Consider the following 25,852-nt stretch of genomic DNA (forward strand, 5'->3'; position numbering starts at 1 on the left):
CTATGCGTTAAGCTGTTTTTCTACTTTTTTTTCTAACATATGAGAAAATTTACTCATACTAAACGCTATACTGAAATATACAAGCGCTACAAAACTAAAAATCTCAAAGCTGAGATAAAGTCTGTTGTTTATAATTGTTGCCGCTCTAAAGAACTCTATTACGCCTATTGTGTAAGCTAAAGACGTATCTTTAAAAAGTGCGACAAATTGTGAAACAAATGCCGGTATCATTTTTCTGTATGCCTGTGGCAATATAATGTAAATAAACGTTTGAGTACTGTTGAAACCTAACGATTTAGCAGCCTCAAACTGTCCTTTGGGAATTGAATTAATACCGGCTCTTACTATTTCGGCAACATATGCGCTTGTAAAAAGCGTAAATGCAATAATTGCCGCAACAGTAGGCGATACATGTGCCTGGGTATGGAAAAATGCCATAGAAAATACCGGTATGGCAAAAAACACCCAGAATATTACCATAAGTAGAGGCGTAGCACGTAATAATTCAATATATAAAATCGCAGGAATTTTTATAATTTTGATACTCGACCATCTTGCTATTCCAAAAATCGAGCCTATAATAAAACTGAAAAAAATAGAAGTTATCGCCAATATGAATGTAAGTGCCAAACCTCCTATTTCTCCAGGTTTTCCAAAAAATAAAAATCTCATATTATCTTTCGTGAATACTTCACTAAAGTGTGTTTCAGGGTATGCGACCATTTGAAATGCTTTAAGTAAAGCGGCTATTACAATTATGTTAAATAACCAAAATTGAATTTTGTGTTTTTTAAAATAGTTTTCAATATTTTTAAGCATTTTTTACACCTTTTGAGAATTTAATCTCAATCAAATTCATAAAAAATGATGTAGTTAGTGTAAGAAAAATATAAAGAATTGTAACAGCAGTAGCCGCTTCAAACCCCCTGAATGTTTCGGCGTCTATTTGTTGTGTCGCAAATGTAAGTTCTGCAACACCAATAGTCATTGCAAGTGATGAGTTTTTTATAAGATTTAAAAACTGGCTTGTTAAAGGAGGAATTATAATTCTTATAGCCTGAGGATAAATTATATACCACATTACTTGAAACCTGTTCATTCCAAGTGACTGTGCCGCTTCAAACTGTCCTTTTGGAATAGAGTTTATTCCGGCTTTAACAACTTCACCGATATATGCACCGGTATATAAGATTAAAGCTAATAAGGCTGAAAAAAACGCATCAACATCTTGAATATGTAAAAATTCTCCCCAAGAATTTAAAAATGGGAATATTTGAGAAAGTGTAAATGTGAAATAAATAAAGAACATTTGAACAATTAAAGGAATGTTTCTAAAGCTTTCTACATAATAACTGGCAAAAAGTGACAGCCAGAAATTTTTAGAAGCCCTTCCGATTCCTACAATTGAACCGATTAAAAAACTAAATAATATACCAAGTATTGATAATTTAACAGTAGTAATCAGACCTTGTATTAAAAGGCCTTTATATTCAATTAATACACCCCAGTCAAATTCATAACCCATATTAATTTACCTTTTATTGATTCCCCTAAAGGGGAGAGTTTTATTTAGGCCAAACTTCCGGAAGTCTGTTTGGTTCTGTTCCGAACCATTTTTTGTAAAGTTTTTGATAAGTACCGTCTCTTACTGCATCTTGAATTGCAAAGTTTACAGCATCTCTGAAATTTGATTCGTTTTCTCTTACACCCATACCATAAGGTTCGAATGTAAACGGTTTACCTACAACTTTAAATTGTCCGTGAGAATTTTTAGCTTGAGTTGCACACCAAGTGTAATCAGTTGAAACTGCATCGATTTTTCCTCTTTTTAGAGCCATTACTGCTTGAGGATATTCTTGGAAATATACAAGTTTAACACCAGGACAAACTCTTTTGAAGTTGTCACCACTTGTTGCACCTTGAATTACACCAACTCTTTTACCTGCAAAATCTTTATAACTTTTAGCTTTGCAGTCTTTTCTTGCCAAAATTGACTGACCGTCGAAATAGTAACTAATTGTAAAATCGATTGGTAAATCTCTTTTTACTTTGTGAGTCATACTTGCGGCTGCAATGTCAATTGTACCGCTTTGTACCATTGGAATTCTTGTTTTTGAAGTTACTTGAGTAAATACAGGTTTTACTCCAAGTTTTTTAGCGATATATTTAATTAAATCGATGTCAAATCCGACAACCTGACCTTTTGAGTTTACATACCCAAATGGAGGGAAGTCATACTTAACACCAGCTTTTAACACACCGCGACTTTGTACGTCTTTAAGCAAATCTGCGCTGGCAGTCGTTAAAAACATACCTAAAATGACGAAAAATGCAAATAGCTTTTTCATTTTGTTCTCCTTCGTTGATATTTCAACAATTATTATAGCTAAAAAATTACATTTTTATTACAATCTATTTAAAAATAAGTTTAGTTTATAATAGTAATAACTCGAGGGTTTGGGGTGTTAATGAAGATAAGTTGTAAGCTGATAGTGTATTGGTAGGATAATATATATTATACGGATTGAATGTAGTTTCAATCGGCAATGTAAAGCTGATGTTTTGAAGTGTTTCAAATAATGAATTATATTTATCGGAAACTAATTTGGTATATTCTTCAATTGTCTGTGTGTTTGGATCAAATAAAGGTATACTTAAATTTACTTTTTCTCCGTTTATATCTAATGTTTGATTAAAAACATTTAAATTGTCAAAAGTAGTGTTTTGTAAAATATCATTTATTTCTTTAGTGTATTCATCAATTATTTCTTGTGTAGGATTATTTATCTCTTTTAATGTATCTGTAAGAGTTAATACTTTTTCTAAAGAATTTACTGCAGTCTGTAATATACCTACGTTTTGATTAAATGTATCAACGCTTGCAAAAAGAGGATTTGTTGCAAACTGTGTAGGTGAAAAATAATCCGTAACCCTTAATGATATAAGGTTTTCAATATATTCAGGATTAAAAGTGACAGGCTGTGTATTATAAACACTTGGTAAATATGTTAAAGGATAATAATATGATGTAATTGGCAAAGTTGCCATTTTATACTCCTTAAATCAGTAAATTCATTAAATTCTGTTCAGATATATTCATTTTATGTGCCTGTGCCAATATTGATGCGTTTAATTTAAGCTCTTCATTTTTCATATCTGTTACAGTTTTCGCTATATCGGTTTCGTTTTGTGATTTTGCGTTTGATGTGTTTATTACAAACTGTGCAAGGTTGTTTACTTTTGAAACCGCTTCGTTGTTAAACGCTCCTACTGAGCTTAACGCGCTGTTTAATGATTTTTCAAAATCATCTATATTTTCAGTTGAAAATTCTGGCATTGACGTATTAACATTTATTCCATTGAAATTAAATTCTCCAAACACACTTTTCCCATTGTATTGTGTTTGACTTAATGTGTCGTTTATATTTTGTGAAAGTTTATTTATTTGTGAATTGATTGCTGCTAAATTATCATTATTAAGTGTTGCGTTGTTTGCAGCAACTTGCAATGTTTTTATTTCACTAACATTATCACTAATTGAACGTAATGCACCGTCAGCAATCTGCATAAACCCTACAGCTTCGTTGAAATTGTTAATTTCTTGTAATGAAGTATTAATGTCATTTTCATATACATCTTGTATAAATGCATTTACGACATTATCAGTTTTAGACGGATCTGCTAATTTATGAATGTCATTATTAATCTTATTCATTGATTGGTTTAAATTAAGAGTATTGAAATCATTGATTTTCATTTTTGCCTCCTTGGCATATATTACTTATATATTATACCATATTTTTGATAAAATGTTTAAAAAACTTTTAAGGTTTTAAATGATAGAAATTAGACACTTAAAAAAAGTTTTTGGTACAAAAGTAGTATTAAAAGATATTAATTTAAAAATCGAAGACAACAAGACCACTTATATTTTAGGAATGTCGGGGCAGGGTAAATCTACAATAATCAAACATATTGTTGGCTTGTTAAAACCAACAAGCGGAGAAGTCCTCGTAGACGGTGTAGATGTCGGAAAAGCTGATATTAAAACACTTTATGAAATAAGAAAAAAAGTAGGGTTTACATTTCAAGAAGGGGCATTGTTTGATAGTATGAATATTTTTGATAATGTTTCTTTTCCACTGGTTGAACATACAAATCTAAGTAAAAAAGAGATTGAAAAAAGAGTATATGAGACTCTTGAAATGGTTGGACTTGATTCTGAGAGGGTTGCTAAACTGTATCCTCACGAATTAAGTGGCGGAATGAGAAAAAGAGCGGCAACTGCCAGGGCTATAATACTTAAACCGAAATATGTTCTGTATGATGAACCTACAAGTGGTCTTGACCCTATAATAAGTGATAAAATAACAAGAATGATAGAACATTTAACAAAAGATTTCGGTATGACAAGCGTTGTGATTTCGCATGACTTGAAAGAAACTTTTAAAAGTGCGGATTATGTTGCAATGCTCTATAACGGAGTGATTATAGAATACGGAACTGTGGATGAGTTTAAAAACTCATCCAATCCTATTGTACAGGCGTTTATAAAAGGGGAAAGCGAAGAATATGAAAAAATTGCAGAAGCGGTGTAGTAGCGGTAGGTAAGTTGTGAAGCGGAGAAATTGTGAAGTTGAGAACTTGAGAAGTTGAGAAGTTGTGAAGTAGGTAAGTTGTGAAGGGAAAAAAGTATAAAGGATAATGATGAAAAAAATAATTTTTTTGCTCGGTTTTGTATTTTTATTTGCATATGAGGCAAAAGTGGAGCCTTTTGATATATATAAAATAAAAGCATCGGTTGCCGGGGAAGTTGTAAAAGCAGATAAAACACTTGAAGCTAAAAATATAAAAGATTCACTTATTGTAAAAATAGACGATAAACAAAATTTAATTGACTTAAAAAATTTGCAAGCACAGGTAAAAATTTTAAACGAAGAAATTATTAATCAAAGGGCTGTCGTTAAAAGAAAAAAAAGAGTTTATGAAAAATATCAAAATCTTAAAACAAAATCACAAAATGAAAAAGATATGAAATTTTATGATTATATGAATGCTCTAAATCAATTGCTTAATTTAGAATCTCAGTTCAATAACACTTTGGCTAATATTCAAAAATTAAAAGATACGATTTCTAAAAAAAACATTGAAGTCAAAGGATATGTTTATAAAATTTATGTCAATGAAGGTGATTATGTGGCGCCCGGTGTTTTAATAGCAGATGTATATGATGTCACCAAGCAGAAATTGGTTATTTATATACCTATTGATGAAAGCGGAAAGTTAAGAAATAAAACAATATATATAAACGGTAAACCAAGTAATTTTAAAATTTACAAAGTTTGGAATGTTCCTGATACGCAGTATGTGACAAGCTATAAAGTGGAATTGATAGGTAACGGATTAAAATACGGGGAAATTGTTAGTGTGGAATTAAAATAAAGAAGCTGTGAACCTGTCTTCCGATACTTTCACTTCTCCAGTCAATAAAATACCAATTTCATCTATATCAAGATAATCGGGGTATTCGATTTCTATACCCCAACTATTGTAAAATATAGCTTTATCTCCTCTTATTTCTTCAAATTCAAGTATTTCATCATCAACTAATATTTGCATACCTTTTTTTAATTCATAAACTTTTCTCAAATCAAACCTTTATTTGGTTTTTTTAATTATAACACTTAAAAATTTAAGTTTTCTTAAAAATAACATTTTGTTAATTCCACTCTTCTATAACTTCTTTGAATATATCGGCAAGTTTATTTACTTCTTCAGGCGTTGTTCTTTCATTTGGTGCGTGAATTGTATCGTTTTTTACGCCGAATTCCACAACTTTTACACCGTGTTTTGCAAAAAATCTTGCGTCACTCGTCCCGCCTGCAGTTGAATGTTGAGGTGTAATGTTAGTGTGGTTTTTTATAGCTCTGTCAAGGGCTTTTACCACTTTTGTATCGGGATTTGTTACAAACGGTTCTGCACTTTGTTTAAGCTCAAGCGTATAGTTCATATCTTTAAAATGCTCATGAATAAAGTTTTTGATTTTTTCTTTGTCCGTATGGGTGTTGTTTCTGACGTTAAACATCATTTTAAGTTCACCCGGAGTTACGTTTGTAACTTCCATACCGGCTCTTATATCCGTAACTACGAATTTACTTGGTGCAAAAAACTCATCACCATCATCCAAATCAACCCCGGCTATTTTGTGTAAAACCTGTGCAACTTTATGTATAGGGTTGATCGATTTTTCAGGATAAGCCGCGTGTCCTTGAAGGCCTATTTTTTTAAGTACCCCGTTTATTGAACCTCTTCTTCCGATTTTAATGGCGTCTCCGAAAACTTTTTCACATGTAGGTTCCGCCACGATTGCATAATCCGGAATAAGGTTTTTATCTTTTAAGATTTCAAGCATGTATTTTGTACCCCATACGGCATCGCCTTCTTCATCGCTTGTTATAAGTGCGCTGAGAGTTCCTTTGAAGTTTTTGGCGTTTTTCATAGCCCATAAAAAAGCCGCAAGACCGCTTTTCATATCCTGCGCACCCCTTGCGTAAATAAATCCCTCTTTTTCTGTAGGTGTGAACGGATCGGTATTCCATCCCTCACCCGGAGGCACGACATCTATGTGCCCGCCGAAACACAAGTGGTCGCCTTCTCCGAATTTTTTATAAATAAACAGGTTTTTGACGCCTTCTTTTTCACTTTCTATTACTTCAAAACCTTTAAGATATTCTTTTATGAACTCCATTCCTCCGTCATCGTCTGGAGTTACGGATTTAAAACTTAAAAGCTTTTTAAAAAGATCTATGACATTCATGGAATTTTACCTTTATATGTATTATATATGTTAATATTTATATTGAATTTTATCATAAAGGATTTATTATGTTGGAAAAATTTATTAAATTTATTAAAGAGTATATTTTTATTGCAATTTTACTTGTATATATTTTAGGATTTATTGTTATTAATTCTTATATAGGTACTTATCAATTTTATCAAACAGAAATATTAAATAATTTATATCTTATTGCTGGTATGCAATTTATGGTTTTTATTGGAATATATTATTTTTTTGTAGGTAAACAATTTATTTATGGAGATAAATGGATAAACGAAGAGATTTTATTTATAGAGTGTAAATCATTTATTTGTATAAGTGTTATTTATGTTAGATATTTAATAGAAATTTTCTTTCAGAGTTCATTGGCTACTATAGTTTTTTTAAGTATATTTATTGAAATAAAGTTTGATAAATATTATAGCTTTTTAGCGATTAGTTTTTTATTTTTATTTTTTTTTGATATTACAAATTTAGATATAAAATTTAAAAAAACTAAATTTTTTTTAGAAACAACTTTTAAATTAATAGCTATATATTTCTTTTTTAAGTATTGTTTCTATTTTAAACATACACTTTATGTTTTTTCTTTGTATTTTGCAATTTCAATATATATTACCTTTGTTATTTATATTTTAGCAACGTATAATAAAACTTATGAAAGGATTTTATTTACTGTTTTTATGGGATTGCTTTTTTTAATTTCAATTGCTTTATCGTTTGGGAAATATATTTATCCAAATATTAGTAAAAAATATGGAGGTGGTAAAAAAGAAATTATAAAAATTTATTTAAAAGATAATAACGTTTATAATGGATATCTTATTTTAGACACTAATATATATACTGTAATTAAAGATCAAGAAACTAACAAGACAATAAAAATAATCAATGATAATATTGAAAAAATTATTTATAATTAAATAATTTTCCAATAAACCTAAAAGGTTTTTCACTAAAATAGATTACTTCGAAATCTTTAAAGATTTCAAAAAACTCTTCTTTGCTTATAGGATATTTTCTAATAGTTTCAAATACAAAATAACCGCCTTTTTTCAATGCCGAAGGAATCTGTTTTAAAAGATTTAAATTAAAATATTTAATCATTAAAATTACGTCATATTCATTTTTTGGAATCATATAACTATCAAGATCCAGACAAAAAGTTTTTATTCTGTTGTCATTTATTTTAGAAATACCTATTTCGCTTATATCAATTAACGTTACGTCATAACCTTTGTCTGCCAATGCTTTTGCATTTCTTCCATAGCCTCCAGCAAGATCCAATGCTTTTGCGTTTGCTGTAGGGATGTAATTAATTAAAACACTTGGAGGTTTTGGGGTTAGAGTTTTGTATTTTTCATTCCATTTTAATTTTTCTTCTATCATTGTGTAACCTTTGTAGTAGTAAAAATTAAATTTTTAGTAAATTAAATGTGCTATAATATATAAATATACATTAGGAGTTATTATGGAAATTATAACCGAACTTGAAACTTTAAAAGACAAAATTATAGAAATCAGAAGACATATACATATGTATCCTGACCTCTCTGGTGAGGAAAAACCTACAAGGGATTATATAAAAAACATACTTGAAAAAGCCGGAATTAAAACCAAAACGTTTAATGACAATTACGCTCTTGTAGCGGAGATAACGGTAGATGAAAACAAGCCTTTTTTGGCTTTCCGTGCGGATATGGACGCACTTCCTATACAGGAAGAAAACCACATCTCCTACGCTTCCCGAAAAAAAGGAATCATGCACGCATGCGGGCACGACGCGCATACGGCGATACTGACAGGAGTAATGCTTTTTTTAAACGAACATAAAAACAGATTAAATATGAATATAAGAGCCATATTTCAGCACAAAGAGGAGGTTTTTGAAGGTGGAGCGAGCGATCTTATTAAAACCGGTGTGCTTGATGGGGTCGAGGAGATATACGGCCTTCATATGTATCCGTATCTGAAAACGGGAGAAATTGGTTACAAATACGGGGAAATGATGGCAAGTGCGGATATGTTTGAAATAGAAATTTTCGGAAAAAGCGCTCACGGTGCAAGGCCTCACGAGGGTGTTGACGCGATACTTACGGCTTCAATGGCCGTAAATTCGATAAATCATATAGTCAGCAGAAGAATAGACCCTCTGCATCCTGCGGTTATATCATTCGGAACAATTGAGGGAGGAAAAGCAGCAAACATCATATGTGACCATGTAAAACTTACGGGAACGGTCAGAACGCTTAACGATAAGGTTAGAAGTGATATTAAAAGGATGATAGAAAGTGCTGTAGAGGGAATTTCAAAAAGTATGGGGGCTGAATATAAGTTTCATTATTATTACGGTAACAGTGAGCTAATCAATACGCGTGAATGTGTCGATAAAGTAATAAAAGCAGCTAAAAATGTGGGTGTAAAGCCTGTTGATCTTGTATCGCCGGTAATGGGCGGGGAGGATTTTGCTGAATATTTAAAAGCTGTAAAGGGTGCGTATTTCAGGCTTGGATGTTGCAGTAAAAGAAAGGATACGTGTTATCCTCAGCATCATCCGAAATTTAATATAGATGAAGACTCATTGATAATTGGAGCCAAAATTTTAGCGGCTCTTGCATTGGAGGAGATATGAAAAGCAGTGTTTTTTCACCGTTTTTTACTTACAAAGCGGATATAGACGTAAAAATCAGGGATTATAAAAAAGGTGACGGGGAAGGAGTGGTAGAGCTGTTTTTGGAAAATTACGGCAATACATATTATAAACAGAGTTTTTACTCTCCCAAGCACTGGGATGAAATGGCAAAAAGCGACAAATACTACCCCATAATCGCCAAAATCGATTCAAAGGTGGTAGGACAGTTTTTGTTAACCGTTTATGACGAATATATAGGGGAAGTGGGCGCTGTTGTGGTTCATCCGGATTACAAAGGGCGGGGGATAATGAACAAAATGTTTTCCTATCTTTTAAAAAGGGCGCAAAATCTTGGACTTAGCAGTGTTTACGGAGAAGCCATTATGTTTCATCCGTTTTCACAAAAAGCGAATCTAAAACAGGGTATGGTCGAAAGTGCCCTTCAGCTTGGGGAAGTGGCTTCATGGATATCCCAAAAGGATATTAAATTTGAAAAACGCTCAGGTGTGCTTGTAAGTTTTAAACTCTTTAAAAAACAAAGACGCTTTATAAATATCCCTAAAGTTTACGAAAACATAATAAAAGATGTTTATAAAAGAGCCGGGATTAAACATTTTAGATCATCAAGAAGACTAAAACCCGCAATAAAAACAAGTGAAAATCATCTTTTGAAATTAGGAAGTATTATAATCGATTCGAAAGTTAAAAACTTTAAAGAAAAGTTCAATAAAAGATTTGCCTTTCTTAAAACAAAACACGATATGATTTATGCGGATGTGAACCTTAAATCAAAAAACATAGATGAAATTGTGGAGTTTTTAAATAAAAAGGGATTTTTTTACAGCGGTGTGCTGTTTAATAAATATGAAGGGGATGATTATCTGAGACTTCAGTATGAAAACACTCACAATATTGAAGAAAAACTTAACGTCTGCTTTAGCAGATACTGCAAAAAGCTCAGCCGTTTTGTTTATCTTGACAAACAAAGGGTCAGCCGCATATAAAATTGTCTATCATACAAATATAATCGCCTATATTTTCAAACCTGTGGTTTCCTCCGTATTCTACAACAACTTTGGCATTAGGATGTTTTTTGAATTTTTTAAGTGTTTTTTTGTAATTAAGCACTTCGTCGCCGCTTTGTAACAATACGAGATATTTTCCGTTCTTCAGTTCGGTTTTGTACTTCTTTAAATCTTTTAAATAGCTTTTTTTCCATTTAAATGGTTTGTTGTCACAGTATCTGTACTGTGGTCCGACATACGGTTTTAGTGTTTTGTAAGGTTTAAGGGACGGATTTATGAGTATTGCTTTTAGGTTGTATTTTTCAGCAAGATATATTGCATAATATCCTCCAAGAGAACTTCCGATAAGTACAGTATCGGGTGTAATGATATCTTCTAAAAATTTAATTGCTTGTTTAGGCGAAAAGGGTAGGTTTGGTGTTAGAGTTATTGCTTTTATATTAAAATGTGATTTTATTGTTTTACTTTTTTCACCCTCGCCGCAGCTTTTGAATCCATGTATATAAATTATCTGTTTCATTGTACCGGATTTTCATAAAAGACGTATGTTTCGTAATTTGTCACTTCAAAATAAAGTTTTTTCTTTTCATCAGGGTCGATTTTATAGTTGAAATTTTTATCAAGATATCCGTATGCGTATCTGTAAGGTCTTGGCTGGTTGTCGTCCGTCCCGTGTGCGGTAGTGAGTTTATCTACTTTTAAAAATCTCATAACAAGCTTACCTCCGCTGTATATGTCAACCACACCGTTTACACCCGTATAGTTTTGAATGGATCTTCCTATTTTGTTTTGCTGTTCTTGCGTACATCCGGTGATAATAAAAAGTACTGCTGTAAAAAATAACAATTTTTTCATTTATATCCTTGTTTAGATTTGGTTTATATTGAAATTGTTTAATTATAACAAAAGGAGTGAAAATGGTTAAACTAACAGACGTCCATAAATCCTATAAAACGGGGGAAATCGAGGTAAAAGTACTTGAAGGGCTTGATCTGGAGATTGAAAAAGGCGAGTTTGTGGCATTGATAGGCCCGAGCGGAAGCGGAAAAACCACTATTCTAAACATAATCGGCGCACTTGATCGGGCTGACAGCGGAAAAGTGGAAGTTGCGGGTGTGGATATTACAAATAAAAACGAAAAAGAGCTTACTAAATTCAGGGCCGATCATTTGGGATATGTTTTTCAGGATTTTAACCTAATTGAAGTTTTCAGCGTATTTGAAAACGTTAATTTTCCTCTTAAGGTAATACACAAAAGAAAAGATGATGATAAAGTAATTAACTTGCTGCAGGATATCGGAATGACGGATCAGATAAATAAATTTCCCGACCAGCTCTCTGGCGGACAAAAGCAAAGGGTTGCTGTGGCAAGGGCTCTTGTTACGGATCCTTTGATTGTTTTGGCGGATGAGCCTACGGCTAATCTTGACAGTGTGACAAGTCACAGGGTTATTGAGCTGATGCGTAAAATGCAGAGGGAATTTAATACGACTTTTATATTCTCCACACACGATACTCATCTGATAGACGAGGTAGACAGAGTGCTTTATCTGCAGGATGGAAAAATTATCAAAGATGAAAGGAAATAAAATGGAAAGTTTTAAAATTGCATTCCGTAACCTCATCAGAATGGGTAGAAGGACGTTTTTAACCAGTTCACTTATAGCAATTGGCGTCGTGTTTGTGGTTCTTTATATTACATACGCGGAGAGTTTTAAAAACTCAATGATAGCGCAGATTACCGATAGCGTAATGGGTGAACTTCAAATTCACAAAAAAGGATATGTATCAAGTCTCGATTCACTGCCGCTTGATAAAAATCTGGGGCCTAAAGTTGTTAAAAAAATTGAAGAGAAGCTAAATTCGATGCCTGAAGTCTATTCTTACAGTGAAAGGCTGAAATTCGGAGGAATGATAAGTAACTATACCGATTCTACGAATATAAGACTTAACGGAATAGATTCTGAGATGGAAGCCAAAACCCTGCCGCTTCTGAAAGAACGTCTAACCGGGCATCTGCCAAAAGAAGGCGAAATTGTTATACCTGAACTGATTTCAAAAGGTCTTCATCTTAAAATCGGAGATGTTGTAGTGCTTGTGGCTACGAACAAAAACGGAAGTATGAACGCAAAAACGCTAAAAATTAGCGGAATAGTAGGCATTATCTCAGGTCCCGGAGGAAGGGATGGATATATAAACCTCAAAGACGCCAGAAAACTTTTAAGAATCAAAAAACCTGAAATAAACGAAATAGTTATAAAACTTAAAAATCCGGATATGTTGCAAAAAGCAAATAAAGAGCTTATTAAATTTGTAAAAAAGAACAAAAAACCGAAACTTGAAGTGCATACATGGATTAAACTTTCACCTTTTGCGAATATTATAAAAATGCTTGATATTATGACATTCAGTATTGAAATAATTTTGATTTCAATTGTACTTGTTTCCATTCTTAACGTAATGATAATGAGCGTGTTTGAGAGAATCAAACAGATAGGTACCATGAAAGCGATGGGGACTCCTAAAAGTTTTATCGTATCAATGTTTGTAAACGAAGGTCTGCTTCTTGGAATATTCGGTTTTATTATCGGTGTGATTGCAAGTATCGCTTTTGTTTATATTATAGGAGATATTCATTACAGCTTCGGACGTCAAAGCGACTTGCTGCTTGTGCCTGTGATAGATTGGAAAAGTGTGGTAAGTGTTGGTGTGATGGTTGTTGTAATTGCCGTAATTGCGAGTCTGTATCCTGCATTTAAAGCGGCGAGTCTGAAACCTATTGACGCTTTAAGAAGCTAAGATACAATGAAAAAACTAATATGAAAAAATATAAAAATTTACAGACTAAATTTATTCAACAATTGGTGCAAATTTTGGACATTGCAAAAAAGCTAAAAAGTACAAACGGCAAGCACCCTACGGGTAAGTGTGCTTTTTTTAACGCTTTTTTTTCATTAAAATTTGCAGTTGTTTCATAATATTTAGTCTTTCAATTTATTTTAAGGAGAAAAAATGAAAAAATTATTGTTAGCGGTATTGATTCCGGTGTTTTTGTTAGCCTCGAACATACTTGAAGAGATTGATAAAAATCTGAATCCTACGAGTTTTGAAGCATACAAAAAACTTATAAACATTGAACCCGACGGAAGTAAAAAAGAGTTTCTAATGTGGATGATTAAAAAAGACAAAGATAAAATAGCAAACTTGTTTTTAAAACCCGCAACCGATAACGGCAGGGCATTGCTTAGACTCGGTGATAATATGTGGCTGTATATTCCCGGTATTGCCAAACCTTTAAGGGTTGCATCCGCTCAGAGCGTAACGGGTGGTGTTTTTAACAACAGCGATATTTTAAGGGTGGATTATGCCGTTGAATATGATATAGAAAAACAAGAAGGTGATACACTTTATTTAAAAGCAAAAAATGAAGATGTTACATATGAAAAAATCGTTATGAAAATAGATTTAAAAAGAAAGTTGCCGATTAAACTCGACTGTTATGCGGGAGGTATTTTGATTAAAACGATCGAATACGCAAAAATTACGGATTTTGGAAACGGAATAGTAAGACCCGCCGTTATGCAGACAACTTCGCCTCTTCAAAAAGGGTATAAAAGTATTATGATATGGGCGAAAATTAAACCAAGAATTCTTAAAGACGAATATTTTACGCTTGAATTTATGCCTCATCTTAATGAAATAAGAAAATAAATTGAGAATGGAGAATTGAGAATGGAGAATGGAAAATTAAAAGCTAAAAGATTGTTTTTTTTCATATTTAGCTTTATTGCATCTTCTTTAATAGCGGGGGATTTGGATAACATCGATATATCACTGGACCTTGGTGATGTGGATAAACCTTACAGTTACAAGGGGTATTTGAAGCCGGAGATGTATTATATTGACGATAAAGAAAAATATACGAGATTTAAAAGCGAACTGAATTTTGAGGGTGATTACAAAAAAGATCTGTGGTATTTCAAAGGCAACTGGAGCGGATATTATACCACCGATAAATATGACACTTCAACATACGGTATTGTAAACGAACTTTATGTAAAATACGGTGATGTGCATAAAAACGTTACGGTTGGTAAAGAGCTTTTAAAATGGGGCAAAGGGTATGCTTACAGTGCGGTCAGTTTTTTTACACGCCCTAAAAACCCTCTATATCCGGAAGATCTGAAGCAGGGGTATGAGCTTATACATCTTAAAACGATAAATACTTTAAATTCAACCGTTAAAAACTATTCCCTTGATTTAATATATATGCCCTCATCAAATGCCTTTAATTCAGATTTGAAAAAGTCGCAAAACTGGGGTGCGAAACTTTATATGCTGTATAATGATATCGATGTCGATTTTATGTTTGAAAAAAGCAATGTTTATCCTGATAAATACGGGGCCGATTTTTCGTTTAATTTAATGACGGAGCTTGAAATGCACGGTGAGTTTGCAAAAGATTCCGATTCAAAAACATCTTATCTGCTCGGTTCAAAATATGCGAGCGATTACGATTATACGGTAACTTTTGAGTGGTATAAAGACTGGAGTGAAAACAAATTTATTTACGCCAAAATTTCTCAAAAAGATTTTTTTATTGATTATCTTACTGCATATGTTACTGGAATTAGAAATTATACGCAAAATATGAATTCGCTTCTTTTAGGAGGCAGTTACGATTTTAAAAACAATTTTGTCCTAACCGCGGAATATCTCACCTCTACAAAACAAAAACAGACAAAACTCTCAATTAGCTACTATTTTTAACATCCATTCTCTTTTCTTTTTGCTATAATCGATTAAAAAACGGAGAGGGAAATGATAAAAGATTATAATGATTATAAAAAAGCCGTTGATACTCTTAAAAAATGGGCATATTATTATTATGTACTTGATAACCCTTTAGTTACCGATGAAGAATATGACAAACTCTATCACGAAGTAGAAGAATATGAAAAAAAACATCCGGATAAAATAGACCCTACATCTCCTACACAAAGGGTAGGTGATGTTGTTTTAGAAGGTTTTGAAAAAGCAAAACATTTAAGTCGTATGTGGTCAATGGAAGACGTGTTTAATGAAAAAGATTTTTTAGACTGGGTAGGAAGAGTTAAAAGGATTTTAGGACATGAAAATTTCAGTTTTTATATAGAACCGAAATTTGACGGGGCGAGTTTAAATCTTATATACGAAAACGGAAAGCTTATAAGGGCTGAAACAAGAGGTGACGGAGAAATAGGTGAAGATGTAACTTTGAATGCAAAAACCATAAACTCCATTCCTCTTGAAATAAAAGAAAAGTCCCTTATTGAGATAAGAGGAGAGGTTGTTATAAAAAAAGACGACTTTGATAAACTAAATGAGGAAAGACTAAAAAACGGTGAGCCGACATTTGCTAATCCACGCAATGCGGCGGCGGGAAGCCTCAGACAACTTGATCCTAAAATAACCGCAAAAAGACCTCTGATATTTTACCCGTGGGGAGTCGGGGTTAATTCTTTAAATTATGAAAGATACAGTGAACTTATGGATTATATTTATTCATTGGGATTTAAAGAACCTCCAAAAAGAGGTGTATGTAAGGATATACCATGCGTGGAAAAAAAATATGATGAGTTTGTGAAACTGCGAGACAGTTTTGAAGTAATGCTCGATGGAATGGTGGTGAAAATTGATGAAATAAAATATCATGATATTTTAGGTTATACTCAAAAATACCCGCGCTGGATGGTTGCATATAAGTTCCCGGCAATTGAAAAAGAAACAATAATAGAAGATGTGATAGTGCAGGTGGGAAGAACAGGGGTTTTGACACCCGTAGCAGTTCTTAAACCTGTGGAAATTGGCGGGGTGATTGTTGAAAGGGCGACACTTCATAATTTTGATGAAATCGAAAGAATGGATATAAGAATCGGTGATCATGTGATAGTTATAAGAAGCGGTGATGTCATCCCTAAAATTACAAAAGTTTTAACATGGAAAAGAAAAGGTGATGAAAAACCGATTCCACGTCCTACACATTGTCCAGTATGCGGGGCTGAGGTGCTTGATGAAGGAGCGCTTATTAAGTGTCAAAATCTTTCATGTCCTGCGAGAGTGGTAAATACGATTATATATTTTGCAAGTAAAAACTGTCTTGATATAGAGGGGCTTGGTGAAAGCGTTGCCAAACTTTTATATGAACACGGGCTTGTAAAAGATGTGACGGATCTTTTTGAATTGAAAGTTGAAGATCTTGAAAAACTGCCTCTTTTTGCAAGAAAAAAGGCAGAAAATCTGGTCAATGCGATTAAAAGCAAAGTCGGGGTTGAATGCTGGAGATTTGTAAACGCCCTCGGGATTGAGCATATAGGTGAAGTTGCGAGTAAAAAGATATGCGAGAAATTCGGAGTCGAATTTTACAAACACGCTCCCGAAGAGTTTGAAGAAATAGAAGGTTTCGGGCCTGAAATGGTTAAATCCATTGCCGAATACATAAGGGTAAACAAGGAAAAAATAGAAAAACTGATAGAGATTCTAAAACCTAAAAACCCTGAAAAAAAAGAGGTTCAGAAGACTCCTTTTACAGGTAAAACGGTGGTTCTTACTGGGACTATGAGCAAGCCAAGAAGCGAAATCAAAAAAATGCTTGAAGATATGGGTGCTAAAGTTTCAAGCAGTGTGAGTAAAAAAACCGATTTCGTTATTTACGGAGAAGATGCGGGAAGCAAATACGATAAAGCCAAGAAATTAGGAGTTAATCTTTTAAGCGAAGATGATATGTGGAAGATGCTTAAAGAAGGAAAATAAACTCTAATTGATAACTTTTTTCTTTTTTGATATAATAAATATATATATAAATTTTAAAGGATAAAAATGCCGACCAAAACGGTTGTTGAAAACGATGTAGAAATAATAATGCCCAAACTTTATAAAGTGATGCTTTTAAACGACGATTATACAACATTCGACTTTGTAATTGAAATACTAAAAACAGTATTTCACAAAAACGAAGAAGAAGCGATAAACATAACTTTAAAGGTTGACAGGGAGGGAAGTGCGGCAGTAGGGGTTTACCCTTACGAAATCGCACAGGTTAAAATAGAAAAAACGCATACCTTGGCACGTCAGGCAGGGTATCCGTTAAGAGCAGTAATGGAGGAGGTTTAGATGCAGATTACGGAAAATTTAAGAAATATATTTAATGAAATTGTAAACGAGGCTAAAAGAAGACAAAACGAATATATTACAGTTGATCATGCCTTTTATGTTCTTTTAAAAGATAAAAATATAAGATTTTTACTTGAGGATGTGGGGGTTGATGTTGATTATATAAGAAGGGGGCTTGATTATTATCTTGACAGATATATTGAAAAAGTGCCCGTAAGTGTAACTCCGACTGAAACGTTATCATTTCACAGAGCCACTGAGAGAATGATAAACCATATTCAGGGAATCCGTAAAAACGTAGCGGATGAGCTTGATTTTTTTGTGGCGCTGTTGGAAGATGAAACAAGCTACACCAATCAGCTTCTTAAAGAATTCGGTATAGAAAAAGTTGAGATAGTTGAATACATAACCGAAACAAAAGAAGACAAAAAAGAAAATAAAAAAGAATCTCCTCTTGAAGAATTTACAACCGAGCTTACTTCCATTGCCAAAGATTTCGATGATGTTATCGGAAGAGATAAAGAAATAGACAGAGTAATGCAGGTACTTGCAAGACGTAAAAAAAACAATCCGGTTCTCGTGGGAGAACCGGGAGTCGGAAAGACTGCGATTGTCGAAGGACTTGCAAAAAAAATCGCACTTAACGAAGTGCCTAAACAGCTTAGCGGTAAAAAAATATATTCACTTGATCTCGGTTCACTCGTAGCGGGTACAAAATACAGGGGTGAGTTTGAAAAAAGAATGAAAACTATTTTAGATGAACTTAAAAAGGAAAAAGAGCCTATTTTATTTATCGATGAAATTCATATGATTGTGGGTGCGGGGGCTGCCGGCAGCAGTAGTATGGATGTGGCAAACCTGCTAAAACCGGCTCTTGCCAAAGGTGAGATCAGATGCATAGGCGCTACTACATATGAAGAGTATAAAAACCATTTTGAAAAAGACAGAGCCCTAAACAGAAGATTTCAAAAAATAGACGTTAAAGAACCGAGCATTGAAGATACCGTTAAAATTTTAAAAGGTTTAAAAAACAGATATGAAGAGTTTCACGGTGTGAGATATTCCGAAGAAGCACTTAAAAGTGCTGCAAGCTTAGCTAAAAAATATTTAAGAGAGAAATTTTTGCCTGATAGTGCGATTGATCTGATAGATGAAGCCGGGGCTAAATTTAAGTTAAGAGGCAAAAAACTTATTACAAAAAGCGATATTGAGGGAATTGTGGCAAAAATCGCAAATATTCCAAAAGAGAGCGCATCAAATAATGAAATCGAAAAACTAAGAAACCTTGAAGGAAACCTTAAAGCCAAAGTTTTCGGACAGGACCAGGCGATAAAAGAACTTGTAAAAGTTATAAAAAGAAAAAAAGCCGGACTTACAAGAGAAGATAAACCGATAGGAAGTTTTCTTTTTGTAGGACCTACGGGTGTTGGTAAAACGGAAATTGCAAAACAACTCGCTTCAATACTTGGGGTTAATTTTATGAGATTCGATATGAGCGAATATCAGGAAAAACACTCAGTCGCAAAACTTATTGGCTCTCCTCCGGGATACGTAGGATATGAAAAAGGAGGGCTTTTAACGGAAGCTATCAGAAAACAGCCTCATACGGTACTGTTGCTCGACGAAATAGAAAAAGCACATCCCGATATCGTGCAGATTTTACTGCAGGTGATGGATAATGCGTCTTTAACCGATAATGACGGAAGAAAGGCGGATTTCAGAAATGTCGTGCTTATAATGACCAGCAACCTTGGAGTCGGAGAAGGTAATAATCCCGGATTCCTGCAAGAATTTGCCGAATTTAAAGAAGAAGCGATTGAGAGATTCTTCGCACCAGAATTTATAAACAGACTCGATGCGATAGTAAGGTTTAAGCCTCTTTCTCATGAGAGCGTTATGCTCGTGGTGGATAAGTTTATAGATGAACTTCAGGATAAACTAAGCTCTAAAAAAGTAAAACTGACCCTCACAAAAAGAGCGAAAAACGCCCTTGCGAAAAAAGGATATTCACCTAAACTCGGAGCTCGCCCTCTTGCGAGAATTATTGAAGAAAATATTGTAGAACCATTAAGTGATGAAATACTTTTCGGGGATTTAAAAGGGGGAGGAGAAGTGAAAGTTGATTATGTTAAGGATAAATTTAGTTTAAAAGTGAATAAATGATTAAGGTAAATGAGAATCCTCCTCTTTACCTGCTTGATGATTTTGAGTTTCCCGATCCTTTTGAACCGTTTGACGAAGGATTTATAGGAGCAAGTTACGATTTGTATCCAAAAAGGCTTCTGGAAGGGTATTCTCAAGGCTTTTTCCCATGGTATCAGGATGATGAGGGTATGTATCACTGGTTTGTTTTAAATGAAAGAATGCTTTTAAAAACGGATGAAGTTAAAACAACCAAAAAACTTTTGAGAAAACTCAGAAGCCCCAAATGGGAATTTAAAATCAATACGAGATTTGATGATGTTATAAGATATTGTGCCAATGTTAAAAGAAAACATGAAAACGGCACATGGATAAGTGACGGATTCATAGAAGCATATACGGAGCTTCACAATTACGGATTTGTTTTATCTGTTGAGAGTTATTATGAGGGTGAGCTTGTCGGAGGATTTTATGGGGTTGCCATAAACAGGTATTTTAGCGGTGAGAGTATGTTTCATCTAAAACCGGATGCGAGTAAGCTTGCACTCATATATTTTTGTGATGTTTTAAAACAAAACGGAATCGAATTTATCGACTGTCAGGTGCCGAGCGAACATCTTGCGAATATGGGTGGCAAGGTATATAAAAAAGAAGAGTTTATACCTATGATACAAGAAGCCAGCGGATATATCGGAAAAAATGATGAAGAGACAAACTTGAAGACTGAAAAAGAAAAAGTAATAGCTGAAAACAAGTGATTATTGAAAAGGCGGAGGAATAGATGCTTAAATTTAATACGTATTATGATTATGAAAACAAAAATTTAGAAACATTTGCATATGAGAGTCTTGTAAAAGAAAAAGAAAGCGGTGAAATAGGGTATTATCATCTTCCTAAAAATTCTATGGACTTATTAAATGAACTTGACAATATAAATTACAACTTTGAAAAAATAGCGGTTATCGGTATAGGCGGATCTTCTCTCGGGACAAAAGCCATATACAGGCTATTAAAATCAAACTATAAAAACGTAAAAGAGATAGTTTTTCTTGAAAATACAGACCCGATCGAGCTTAAAAACCATTTTTCTAAAATAGATAAAAACAATACGCTTTTTTTAGTAATATCTAAATCAGGGACCACAATTGAGACTATTTCAATTTTCAAAGCGGCGATCGATTACTTTAAACTTGATTTAAGTAATGATAAAATTATTGTAATTACGGATCCCGCCTCAAACCTCGAAAAGTTTGCGGATAAATATTCTATAAAAGTTTTTAATATTCCAAAAAACGTGGGAGGTAGGTTTTCCGTATTCAGTGCTGTGGGTGTTGTGCCTTTGTATCTTGCGGGGTTTGACGTTAAAAAGGTTTTAAAAGGTGCGGATGAGTTTTTTGAGTCGTTTTTTAATAAAAGCGAATGGCATCTTATAAGAAAAGCCGCCTTTTTATACGAAAGAAGCAGATGTTATAAGATGAATGTTGTGTTTTCATACTCTTCACTTTTGGATGAATTTAATAAATGGTATGTACAGCTGTGGGGTGAGAGTCTTGGAAAAATCAATAAAAAAGGCGGAAGGGTAGGTCTTACTCCTATTGGATTGTTAGGTTCTATTGATCAGCATTCATTTTTGCAGCTTTTGATAGAAGGTCCGAGAGATAAAACGGTTACTTTTATAAAGGTTAAAAATTTCGAAAATTCTTTAAAAATCCCGAATATTTCGCTGCCTTTTTTAGAAACGACAGATTTTGTAAACGGATATACGTTTAACGAACTTATAAACGCACAGTGTGACGCTACAAGAGAAAGTGTTGTTAGAAGCGGTATTGACGTGGATGAAATCGTACTTGAAAAATTGAATGAAGAAAACGTGGGAATGCTGCTTGTATATTATGAACTGTTAACTTCCGCTGTAGGTGCGCTTTTTGAAATAAATACATACAATCAACCGGGCGTGGAGTTTGGTAAAAAGATCTTAAAAACCAAATTTAATTCATAATCCTTACCACTTTTCCTATAATTTCGGCATCTTCCACCGTTTCGCCGGGATAGAGTTTATTGTCTGAAATAAGCTCTATTTTACCGTCGCTTCTTAGGTTTATTCTTTTTACAAATACTCCAGCGGGAGTGGATACTACGAATATTCCGCCGTTTTGTACGCTTTTATCGTTTCTGTCTATAAATATGATGCTGCCGTCTTTTATGGTAGGCTCCATCGAATCGCCTATTACGTTTATGGCGTCTAAATCTTTATCTATAATTTTTTTGTCTATGTAAAGAGTTTCATAATTTTCATCAAAGTTGAGTGCTCCGCCTCCTGCACTTGCGTTTATGTCTTTAAAATATCTGATTTTAGAAAATTTTTCGGTTTCCGTTGCTATGTTTTCTATCTGCTGGTCAAACAGAAGCCAGTTAAGGGATATTTTTCTTTTTGCGCAAAAATATGCCAGCTCTTCAAAAGGGATTTTATTTCTTTTTTTAAGCATTGAGAGATGTTCCGGAGTAATCCCTAATGCTTTTGCCACGTCTTTGTTTAAAACTTTTCTCTCACCAATCTCCAAAGATAATATATCTTTAATTTTTTCTATTATTTTTTCAAAATTCATATTATTCCTTAACAAACTGTTAATTTAAGTTTCAATATTATATCAGTTTGTTAATATTTGTGTCAAGAAAAAAGTTGTTTAAGTTAGTTAGGGTAGTTAAGGTTAGTTAAAGTTAGTTGAGGTTAGTTGAAGTTGGTTAGGTTTTTAGAGTGTAAATAACTTCAACTAATCATAAAAAACTAAATTAACTTAAAGAGTATACCTTTAAAGGAAGGATATGAAGATACATTTGGATTTGGACTCGTTTTTCGTATCCGCACACAGAATAGAAGATAAAACCCTTTTGAATAAACCGGTAGTTGTTGTTAAAAGAAATGATAAAGAAATATTTAAAAATGAAAAAACAAAACTTTTGAATTTAAATGAGGGAGCTTTTACAGGGGATCTGATAGTGGGGGATGAAAAGTACGACAAAAGCTATTTTCTTGAAAACGGCAAAGTAAGAGGCATAGTAGTAACGGCCAGTTATGAAGCGAGGGAACTTGGAATAAAAACAGGTACAACCCTTGCCGAGGCTCTTAGAATCTATCCGAAACTGACGGTTCTTACCCCTAATTATAAACTTTATCATATACTTTCTTACAAACTGAAGCTTTTTTTAGAAAAGAAAATACCTCTTGTTGAACAGTACAGCATCGACGAGTTTTTCGGTGATTTGGAAGGGTGGGTGAATGATGGTGAAATTTACGGGTTTATCAAAACATTAAAGGATGAAATTTGGAAAAGGTTTAATCTCCCGGTATCCATAGGCGCTGCAAAAAGCAAATGGACAGCCAAGCTTGCAACGTCATTTGCAAAACCCGACGGAATAAAAGTGGTAAAAAATATAGATGAATTTATTGAAAATATACCTGTAGAAAAATTTCCAGGTATCGGGAAAAGAATAGAAAAAAGGATTAAAGAAAAAGGAATATTGACTTTAGGGGATGTAAAGAGAGAAAAAGAGTATTTCTATTCTTGGGGAAAGGCGGGAGTGCAGCTTTATAACAGGGTTTGCGGAACTGATAATGAAAAAGTTATTCAAAAAAGTGAAAGAAAAAGCATAGGTATTTCCAGAAGGTTTGATCCCGTTTACGACAGAAAAGAAATAATCAGAAGAATCGGAATACTATGCAGGTATCTTTCTTTTTTGGTTAAAAAGAAAAAAGTAAATCCTACTTTTTATTATCTGAGTATCAAATACAAACACTCCAAAAAATCAAAAGCGCATATAACACTTGATAGAATATTTAACGAAATGTTGTTAAAAGAAGTAATGGTAACGCTTTTTTACAGGGCTGATATAGAGGATGATTATATTATTTCTTTAGGTATAAGCGTTTCTAAGTTTAAAAAAGTTTCAAATCTTTTTGATCTGGAAGAAGATAGAAAAATGGAAAAATTAAATGATGCGATTTATAAATTAAGAAGCAGATACGGGCTTTCAGCCCTGATTAGCGCTTCGGAGATTATTTAAAATTATCTTTTAAGATTGTTTACGGTTTGAAGCATCTCGTCACTTGTTACGATTGCTTTACTTGCCGCGTCGTATGCTCTTTGACCTGTGATAAGGTCCGTCATTTCTTCAACAAGCTGAACGTTACTCATTTCAACAAACCCCTGTCTTAGCTCTCCCGTTCCGTCAAGTCCCGGCGTTGAGACTATAGGATCACCCGAAGCCGTAGTATCGATATATAAATTGCTACCCAATGAATGAAGTCCGGCCGGATTTATAAATTTTGCAATTTCAATCTGACCGATTTGCTGCATTTGTGTCTGTCCGGCTTCCAAAACAGATACGGTTCCGTCCGTTCCTATTGAAACCTGTACGGTGTCTGCGGGAAGTGTAATGTTTGGGATTAATTTATAGCCGTCACTTGTTACGATGTTTCCGTCCGCATCAAGTTTAAAAGCACCGTCTCTTGTATATGCGATTCTTCCATCAGGCAGTTGCACTTGAAAAAATCCGTCTCCCTGGATTGCAACGTCAAGATTATTGCCCGTTTCTTTAAAATTTCCCTGTGAAAATATTTTTGTAACGGCTGTAGGTCTTACACCAAGCCCTACATTAATTCCCGTAGGCGATTGTGTCGTTGTGGACGTAGATGTTCCGGCATATTCCATTGTCTGATAAAACAGATCCGCAAATTCAGCACGCTGCTTTTTGTATCCTATAGTGTTTACATTTGAAATATTGTTTGAAACTACGTCTATTTGCATTTGCTGTGCCATCATCCCTGTGGCTGCCGTATACAAACTTCTTACCATTTTAAATCCTTTTTATATATGTTGTTGATTCAAAGCAAAATCCGTTCCAAAATGTTGATAGGTTGTTAAAGTTAGTTAGCGGTGTTAAAGTTTGTTATGATTTATTGGTGTAATAGCCATTGCTATATTGATAATTGGATTTGTTATGCTTATTGCTTTGGTGTTTGGTACTGCTCAAATCTCGGTTCTCTTTATACCCACAAAGTCATGGTTATATTAAAACACATCTGACAATTTTCACTTTTTTTCACTTACTCTTTCTACTCTTTTTCCCGTTTTGCCCTTTTTTATACTTGGAACTTGGCAATTTTTTATTTTTTATTTTACATTGTATATTATCAATTGTTTTACGCCCTTACATTGGCGAGTTTTTCAATTGCGTCACGATTTAAATCATCCATAAATGTTGTCATAACTTTTTGATACTGTTCTACAAGTCTGTTTGTTTCGATTAAGTCTGTCATTTCACGAATCGGATTTACGTTTGATTTTTCTAAAAATCCTTGCAGTGTTGAGTTTTTAGTGTCAATAGTAGCTGTATCGGGAATAAAATCAAACATATTGTCACCTACTTTTTTAAGAGTGTTTAGGTTGTCGATTTTTACAATTTTAAAAGTAGCTACTTTTTCGTTGTTTTGATAAATGTTTCCGTTTTTGTCTATAGTTACGGGATATGATGGTGCCAATTGAATAGGATTGTTTTGTTCGTCAAGAACCTGATAACCGTCTTTTGTAACAAGGTATCCGTTAGCGTCTAAATTAAAGTTACCGGCACGTGTAAGTTTTTCTCCGTTTGGAGTGTTGATTGCAAAAAACTGATTTTTTTCTTTTAAGGCTATATCCAACGGATTTGAAGTTTTTTGTAAATCTCCGATATCGTAATTTGTGTATTCTTCCACAACGATAGGTACTTTATTAAGATTTCTGTTTATAAATTTGGCGGCTTCTTTGGTGTTGTTTTCAAGTGGCAGATTGTCTCTTTTTTCACTAAACAATCTTTCAAAATCGCCGATTATAATATCGTCTTGTTTAAAGCCTGCAGTGTTGACATTTGCCAGGTTGTTTGATATAACGTTTAGCCTGTTGAACTGAGTGACCATAGCACCGGTGGCGTCGTAATATCCGTTTATCATGTAAAGCCTTTTTATAAAGGTAAAGCAATAAGCGTTCCAAAAATTTTTAGTATAATTCCACTCTTAAAATGAGT

28 protein-coding genes are annotated in these 25,852 nt (G+C 33.6%); 15 read left to right on the forward strand and 13 right to left on the reverse strand.

The features are described 5' to 3' along the window. The 5 genes from NAMH_RS02915 to NAMH_RS02935 all read right to left on the reverse strand — a co-directional run bounded on the left by NAMH_RS02915 (position 1) and on the right by NAMH_RS02935 (position 3,757). The gene (locus NAMH_RS02915; protein ID WP_015902254.1) at positions 1 to 819 is read right to left on the reverse strand and encodes an amino acid ABC transporter permease; all 819 of its coding nucleotides are present in this window, start codon (positions 817 to 819) and stop codon (positions 1 to 3) included. Beyond that, entirely contained in the window at positions 812 to 1,525 is a 714-nt protein-coding gene (locus NAMH_RS02920; protein ID WP_012663801.1) for an amino acid ABC transporter permease, read from the reverse strand. The genes NAMH_RS02915 and NAMH_RS02920 overlap by 8 nt, the downstream gene beginning before the upstream one ends. A 40-nt stretch (positions 1,526 to 1,565) precedes the next feature. Continuing rightward, the gene (locus NAMH_RS02925) at positions 1,566 to 2,348 is read right to left on the reverse strand and encodes a transporter substrate-binding domain-containing protein (RefSeq protein ID WP_012663789.1); all 783 of its coding nucleotides are present in this window, start codon (positions 2,346 to 2,348) and stop codon (positions 1,566 to 1,568) included. A gap of 85 nt (positions 2,349 to 2,433) precedes the next feature. Then, a complete protein-coding gene (locus NAMH_RS02930) occupies positions 2,434 to 3,048 on the reverse strand; it encodes a hypothetical protein (RefSeq protein ID WP_012663912.1) in 615 nt (204 codons plus the stop codon). 10 nt (positions 3,049 to 3,058) lie between these two features. Beyond that, a complete protein-coding gene (locus tag NAMH_RS02935; protein WP_015902637.1) occupies positions 3,059 to 3,757 on the reverse strand; it encodes a flagellin in 699 nt (232 codons plus the stop codon). A gap of 79 nt (positions 3,758 to 3,836) precedes the next feature. Here NAMH_RS02935 and NAMH_RS02940 point away from each other — a divergent pair, with 79 nt between their 5' ends. Beyond that, the gene (locus NAMH_RS02940; protein WP_015901775.1) at positions 3,837 to 4,598 is read left to right on the forward strand and encodes an ABC transporter ATP-binding protein; all 762 of its coding nucleotides are present in this window, start codon (positions 3,837 to 3,839) and stop codon (positions 4,596 to 4,598) included. 109 nt (positions 4,599 to 4,707) lie between these two features. Next, complete coding sequence (locus tag NAMH_RS02945) at positions 4,708 to 5,442, forward strand: efflux RND transporter periplasmic adaptor subunit (RefSeq protein WP_015902554.1); 735 nt, start codon at positions 4,708 to 4,710, stop codon at positions 5,440 to 5,442. On the opposite strand, the gene NAMH_RS02950 is transcribed toward NAMH_RS02945, so the two are convergent. Next, a complete protein-coding gene (locus NAMH_RS02950) occupies positions 5,434 to 5,649 on the reverse strand; it encodes a hypothetical protein (RefSeq protein WP_015901974.1) in 216 nt (71 codons plus the stop codon). The genes NAMH_RS02945 and NAMH_RS02950 overlap by 9 nt on opposite strands. A gap of 70 nt (positions 5,650 to 5,719) precedes the next feature. Beyond that, positions 5,720 to 6,817 carry a succinyl-diaminopimelate desuccinylase gene (gene dapE / locus NAMH_RS02955; protein ID WP_012663657.1) on the reverse strand — a complete coding sequence of 366 codons (1,098 nt, stop codon included), beginning with the start codon at positions 6,815 to 6,817 and terminating at the stop codon, positions 5,720 to 5,722. Between the two features lie 68 nt (positions 6,818 to 6,885). Between dapE and NAMH_RS02960 the strand changes: the two genes are divergently transcribed. Beyond that, the gene (locus NAMH_RS02960) at positions 6,886 to 7,764 is read left to right on the forward strand and encodes a hypothetical protein (RefSeq protein ID WP_015902617.1); all 879 of its coding nucleotides are present in this window, start codon (positions 6,886 to 6,888) and stop codon (positions 7,762 to 7,764) included. Here the strand turns inward: NAMH_RS02960 and NAMH_RS02965 are convergent. Beyond that, positions 7,751 to 8,230 (reverse strand): class I SAM-dependent methyltransferase, encoded by a 480-nt coding sequence (locus tag NAMH_RS02965; RefSeq protein ID WP_012663982.1) that lies wholly within the window; start codon positions 8,228 to 8,230, stop codon positions 7,751 to 7,753. The genes NAMH_RS02960 and NAMH_RS02965 overlap by 14 nt on opposite strands. 82 nt (positions 8,231 to 8,312) lie before the next feature. Here NAMH_RS02965 and NAMH_RS02970 point away from each other — a divergent pair, with 82 nt between their 5' ends. Continuing rightward, a complete protein-coding gene (locus NAMH_RS02970) occupies positions 8,313 to 9,473 on the forward strand; it encodes an amidohydrolase (protein ID WP_015901871.1) in 1,161 nt (386 codons plus the stop codon). Beyond that, positions 9,470 to 10,477: a GNAT family N-acetyltransferase gene (locus tag NAMH_RS02975; protein ID WP_015902810.1), complete on the forward strand. Its 1,008-nt coding sequence runs from the start codon at positions 9,470 to 9,472 to the stop codon at positions 10,475 to 10,477. Before NAMH_RS02970 ends, NAMH_RS02975 begins: the two co-directional genes overlap by 4 nt. Here the strand turns inward: NAMH_RS02975 and NAMH_RS02980 are convergent. Together NAMH_RS02980 and NAMH_RS02985 are read right to left on the reverse strand one after the other, a co-directional pair. Beyond that, positions 10,464 to 11,018, reverse strand: coding sequence for a YqiA/YcfP family alpha/beta fold hydrolase (locus NAMH_RS02980; protein ID WP_015901873.1), 555 nt, complete (start codon positions 11,016 to 11,018; stop codon positions 10,464 to 10,466). The two genes, NAMH_RS02975 and NAMH_RS02980, sit on opposite strands and share 14 nt — an antisense overlap. Continuing rightward, complete coding sequence (locus NAMH_RS02985; protein ID WP_012663579.1) at positions 11,015 to 11,353, reverse strand: hypothetical protein; 339 nt, start codon at positions 11,351 to 11,353, stop codon at positions 11,015 to 11,017. The genes NAMH_RS02980 and NAMH_RS02985 overlap by 4 nt, the downstream gene beginning before the upstream one ends. 62 nt (positions 11,354 to 11,415) lie before the next feature. On the opposite strand from NAMH_RS02985, the gene NAMH_RS02990 reads away from it, so the two are divergent. The 9 genes from NAMH_RS02990 (at position 11,416) to NAMH_RS03030 (ending at position 21,791) form a co-directional block, all read left to right on the forward strand. Further along, positions 11,416 to 12,087, forward strand: coding sequence for an ABC transporter ATP-binding protein (locus NAMH_RS02990; protein WP_015902242.1), 672 nt, complete (start codon positions 11,416 to 11,418; stop codon positions 12,085 to 12,087). A 1-nt stretch (position 12,088) separates the two neighbouring features. After that, on the forward strand, positions 12,089 to 13,297 hold the full coding sequence (locus NAMH_RS02995) for an ABC transporter permease (RefSeq protein ID WP_015902256.1): 1,209 nt from the start codon (positions 12,089 to 12,091) through the stop codon (positions 13,295 to 13,297). Between the two features lie 213 nt (positions 13,298 to 13,510). Then, positions 13,511 to 14,209, forward strand: coding sequence for an outer membrane lipoprotein-sorting protein (locus tag NAMH_RS03000; RefSeq protein ID WP_015902022.1), 699 nt, complete (start codon positions 13,511 to 13,513; stop codon positions 14,207 to 14,209). 21 nt (positions 14,210 to 14,230) lie between these two features. After that, a complete protein-coding gene (locus tag NAMH_RS03005; protein WP_012663620.1) occupies positions 14,231 to 15,268 on the forward strand; it encodes a hypothetical protein in 1,038 nt (345 codons plus the stop codon). Between the two features lie 51 nt (positions 15,269 to 15,319). Further along, on the forward strand, positions 15,320 to 17,290 hold the full coding sequence (gene ligA / locus NAMH_RS03010; protein WP_015902688.1) for an NAD-dependent DNA ligase LigA: 1,971 nt from the start codon (positions 15,320 to 15,322) through the stop codon (positions 17,288 to 17,290). Positions 17,291 to 17,356: 66 nt separating this feature from the next. Continuing rightward, complete coding sequence (locus NAMH_RS03015) at positions 17,357 to 17,650, forward strand: ATP-dependent Clp protease adaptor ClpS (RefSeq protein ID WP_015901964.1); 294 nt, start codon at positions 17,357 to 17,359, stop codon at positions 17,648 to 17,650. Beyond that, entirely contained in the window at positions 17,651 to 19,813 is a 2,163-nt protein-coding gene (gene clpA, locus NAMH_RS03020) for an ATP-dependent Clp protease ATP-binding subunit ClpA (protein WP_015901981.1), read from the forward strand. Next, positions 19,810 to 20,550 carry a leucyl/phenylalanyl-tRNA--protein transferase gene (aat, locus tag NAMH_RS03025; protein ID WP_015902494.1) on the forward strand — a complete coding sequence of 247 codons (741 nt, stop codon included), beginning with the start codon at positions 19,810 to 19,812 and terminating at the stop codon, positions 20,548 to 20,550. Before clpA ends, aat begins: the two co-directional genes overlap by 4 nt. A 23-nt stretch (positions 20,551 to 20,573) precedes the next feature. Continuing rightward, complete coding sequence (locus NAMH_RS03030; RefSeq protein WP_012663791.1) at positions 20,574 to 21,791, forward strand: glucose-6-phosphate isomerase; 1,218 nt, start codon at positions 20,574 to 20,576, stop codon at positions 21,789 to 21,791. Here the strand turns inward: NAMH_RS03030 and NAMH_RS03035 are convergent. After that, positions 21,781 to 22,398, reverse strand: coding sequence for a S24 family peptidase (locus NAMH_RS03035; RefSeq protein WP_015902249.1), 618 nt, complete (start codon positions 22,396 to 22,398; stop codon positions 21,781 to 21,783). The genes NAMH_RS03030 and NAMH_RS03035 overlap by 11 nt on opposite strands. 217 nt (positions 22,399 to 22,615) lie before the next feature. On the opposite strand from NAMH_RS03035, the gene NAMH_RS03040 reads away from it, so the two are divergent. After that, positions 22,616 to 23,854, forward strand: a complete 1,239-nt coding sequence (locus tag NAMH_RS03040) for a DNA polymerase Y family protein (protein ID WP_015902702.1) — start codon at positions 22,616 to 22,618, stop codon at positions 23,852 to 23,854. A 2-nt stretch (positions 23,855 to 23,856) separates the two neighbouring features. Here the strand turns inward: NAMH_RS03040 and flgG are convergent, their stop codons facing one another. Together flgG and flgF are read right to left on the reverse strand one after the other, a co-directional pair. Next, the gene (gene flgG, locus NAMH_RS03045) at positions 23,857 to 24,645 is read right to left on the reverse strand and encodes a flagellar basal-body rod protein FlgG (protein WP_012663694.1); all 789 of its coding nucleotides are present in this window, start codon (positions 24,643 to 24,645) and stop codon (positions 23,857 to 23,859) included. A gap of 347 nt (positions 24,646 to 24,992) precedes the next feature. Further along, on the reverse strand, positions 24,993 to 25,778 hold the full coding sequence (flgF, locus tag NAMH_RS03050; RefSeq protein ID WP_015902092.1) for a flagellar basal-body rod protein FlgF: 786 nt from the start codon (positions 25,776 to 25,778) through the stop codon (positions 24,993 to 24,995). Positions 25,779 to 25,852: the final 74 nt, after the last annotated feature.

This window comes from Nautilia profundicola AmH, assembly GCF_000021725.1.
In the GTDB taxonomy this organism is placed as follows: Bacteria; Campylobacterota; Campylobacteria; order Campylobacterales; family Nautiliaceae; genus Nautilia; species Nautilia profundicola.

Bases quoted from the DNA above. Each gene is read 5' to 3' on its own strand.
- NAMH_RS02945 (WP_015902554.1), top strand. From the start codon at position 4,708: ATGAAAAAAATAATTTTTTTGCTCGGTTTTGTATTTTTATTTGCATAT.
- NAMH_RS03030 (WP_012663791.1), top strand. From the start codon at position 20,574: ATGCTTAAATTTAATACGTATTATGATTATGAAAACAAAAATTTAGAA.
- NAMH_RS02975 (WP_015902810.1), top strand. From the start codon at position 9,470: ATGAAAAGCAGTGTTTTTTCACCGTTTTTTACTTACAAAGCGGATATA.
- ligA (WP_015902688.1), top strand. From the start codon at position 15,320: ATGATAAAAGATTATAATGATTATAAAAAAGCCGTTGATACTCTTAAA.
- NAMH_RS02990 (WP_015902242.1), top strand. From the start codon at position 11,416: ATGGTTAAACTAACAGACGTCCATAAATCCTATAAAACGGGGGAAATC.
- dapE (WP_012663657.1), bottom strand. From the start codon at position 6,817: ATGAATGTCATAGATCTTTTTAAAAAGCTTTTAAGTTTTAAATCCGTA.
- NAMH_RS02960 (WP_015902617.1), top strand. From the start codon at position 6,886: ATGTTGGAAAAATTTATTAAATTTATTAAAGAGTATATTTTTATTGCA.
- NAMH_RS02920 (WP_012663801.1), bottom strand. From the start codon at position 1,525: ATGGGTTATGAATTTGACTGGGGTGTATTAATTGAATATAAAGGCCTT.
- clpA (WP_015901981.1), top strand. From the start codon at position 17,651: ATGCAGATTACGGAAAATTTAAGAAATATATTTAATGAAATTGTAAAC.
- flgG (WP_012663694.1), bottom strand. From the start codon at position 24,645: ATGGTAAGAAGTTTGTATACGGCAGCCACAGGGATGATGGCACAGCAA.
- NAMH_RS02915 (WP_015902254.1), bottom strand. From the start codon at position 819: ATGCTTAAAAATATTGAAAACTATTTTAAAAAACACAAAATTCAATTT.
- NAMH_RS02965 (WP_012663982.1), bottom strand. From the start codon at position 8,230: ATGATAGAAGAAAAATTAAAATGGAATGAAAAATACAAAACTCTAACC.
- NAMH_RS02940 (WP_015901775.1), top strand. From the start codon at position 3,837: ATGATAGAAATTAGACACTTAAAAAAAGTTTTTGGTACAAAAGTAGTA.
- NAMH_RS02935 (WP_015902637.1), bottom strand. From the start codon at position 3,757: ATGAAAATCAATGATTTCAATACTCTTAATTTAAACCAATCAATGAAT.
- NAMH_RS03005 (WP_012663620.1), top strand. From the start codon at position 14,231: ATGGAGAATGGAAAATTAAAAGCTAAAAGATTGTTTTTTTTCATATTT.
- NAMH_RS02995 (WP_015902256.1), top strand. From the start codon at position 12,089: ATGGAAAGTTTTAAAATTGCATTCCGTAACCTCATCAGAATGGGTAGA.
- NAMH_RS02970 (WP_015901871.1), top strand. From the start codon at position 8,313: ATGGAAATTATAACCGAACTTGAAACTTTAAAAGACAAAATTATAGAA.
- aat (WP_015902494.1), top strand. From the start codon at position 19,810: ATGATTAAGGTAAATGAGAATCCTCCTCTTTACCTGCTTGATGATTTT.
- NAMH_RS03000 (WP_015902022.1), top strand. From the start codon at position 13,511: ATGAAAAAATTATTGTTAGCGGTATTGATTCCGGTGTTTTTGTTAGCC.
- NAMH_RS03015 (WP_015901964.1), top strand. From the start codon at position 17,357: ATGCCGACCAAAACGGTTGTTGAAAACGATGTAGAAATAATAATGCCC.
- NAMH_RS03035 (WP_015902249.1), bottom strand. From the start codon at position 22,398: ATGAATTTTGAAAAAATAATAGAAAAAATTAAAGATATATTATCTTTG.
- flgF (WP_015902092.1), bottom strand. From the start codon at position 25,778: ATGATAAACGGATATTACGACGCCACCGGTGCTATGGTCACTCAGTTC.
- NAMH_RS02925 (WP_012663789.1), bottom strand. From the start codon at position 2,348: ATGAAAAAGCTATTTGCATTTTTCGTCATTTTAGGTATGTTTTTAACG.
- NAMH_RS02930 (WP_012663912.1), bottom strand. From the start codon at position 3,048: ATGGCAACTTTGCCAATTACATCATATTATTATCCTTTAACATATTTA.
- NAMH_RS02985 (WP_012663579.1), bottom strand. From the start codon at position 11,353: ATGAAAAAATTGTTATTTTTTACAGCAGTACTTTTTATTATCACCGGA.
- NAMH_RS03040 (WP_015902702.1), top strand. From the start codon at position 22,616: ATGAAGATACATTTGGATTTGGACTCGTTTTTCGTATCCGCACACAGA.
- NAMH_RS02980 (WP_015901873.1), bottom strand. From the start codon at position 11,018: ATGAAACAGATAATTTATATACATGGATTCAAAAGCTGCGGCGAGGGT.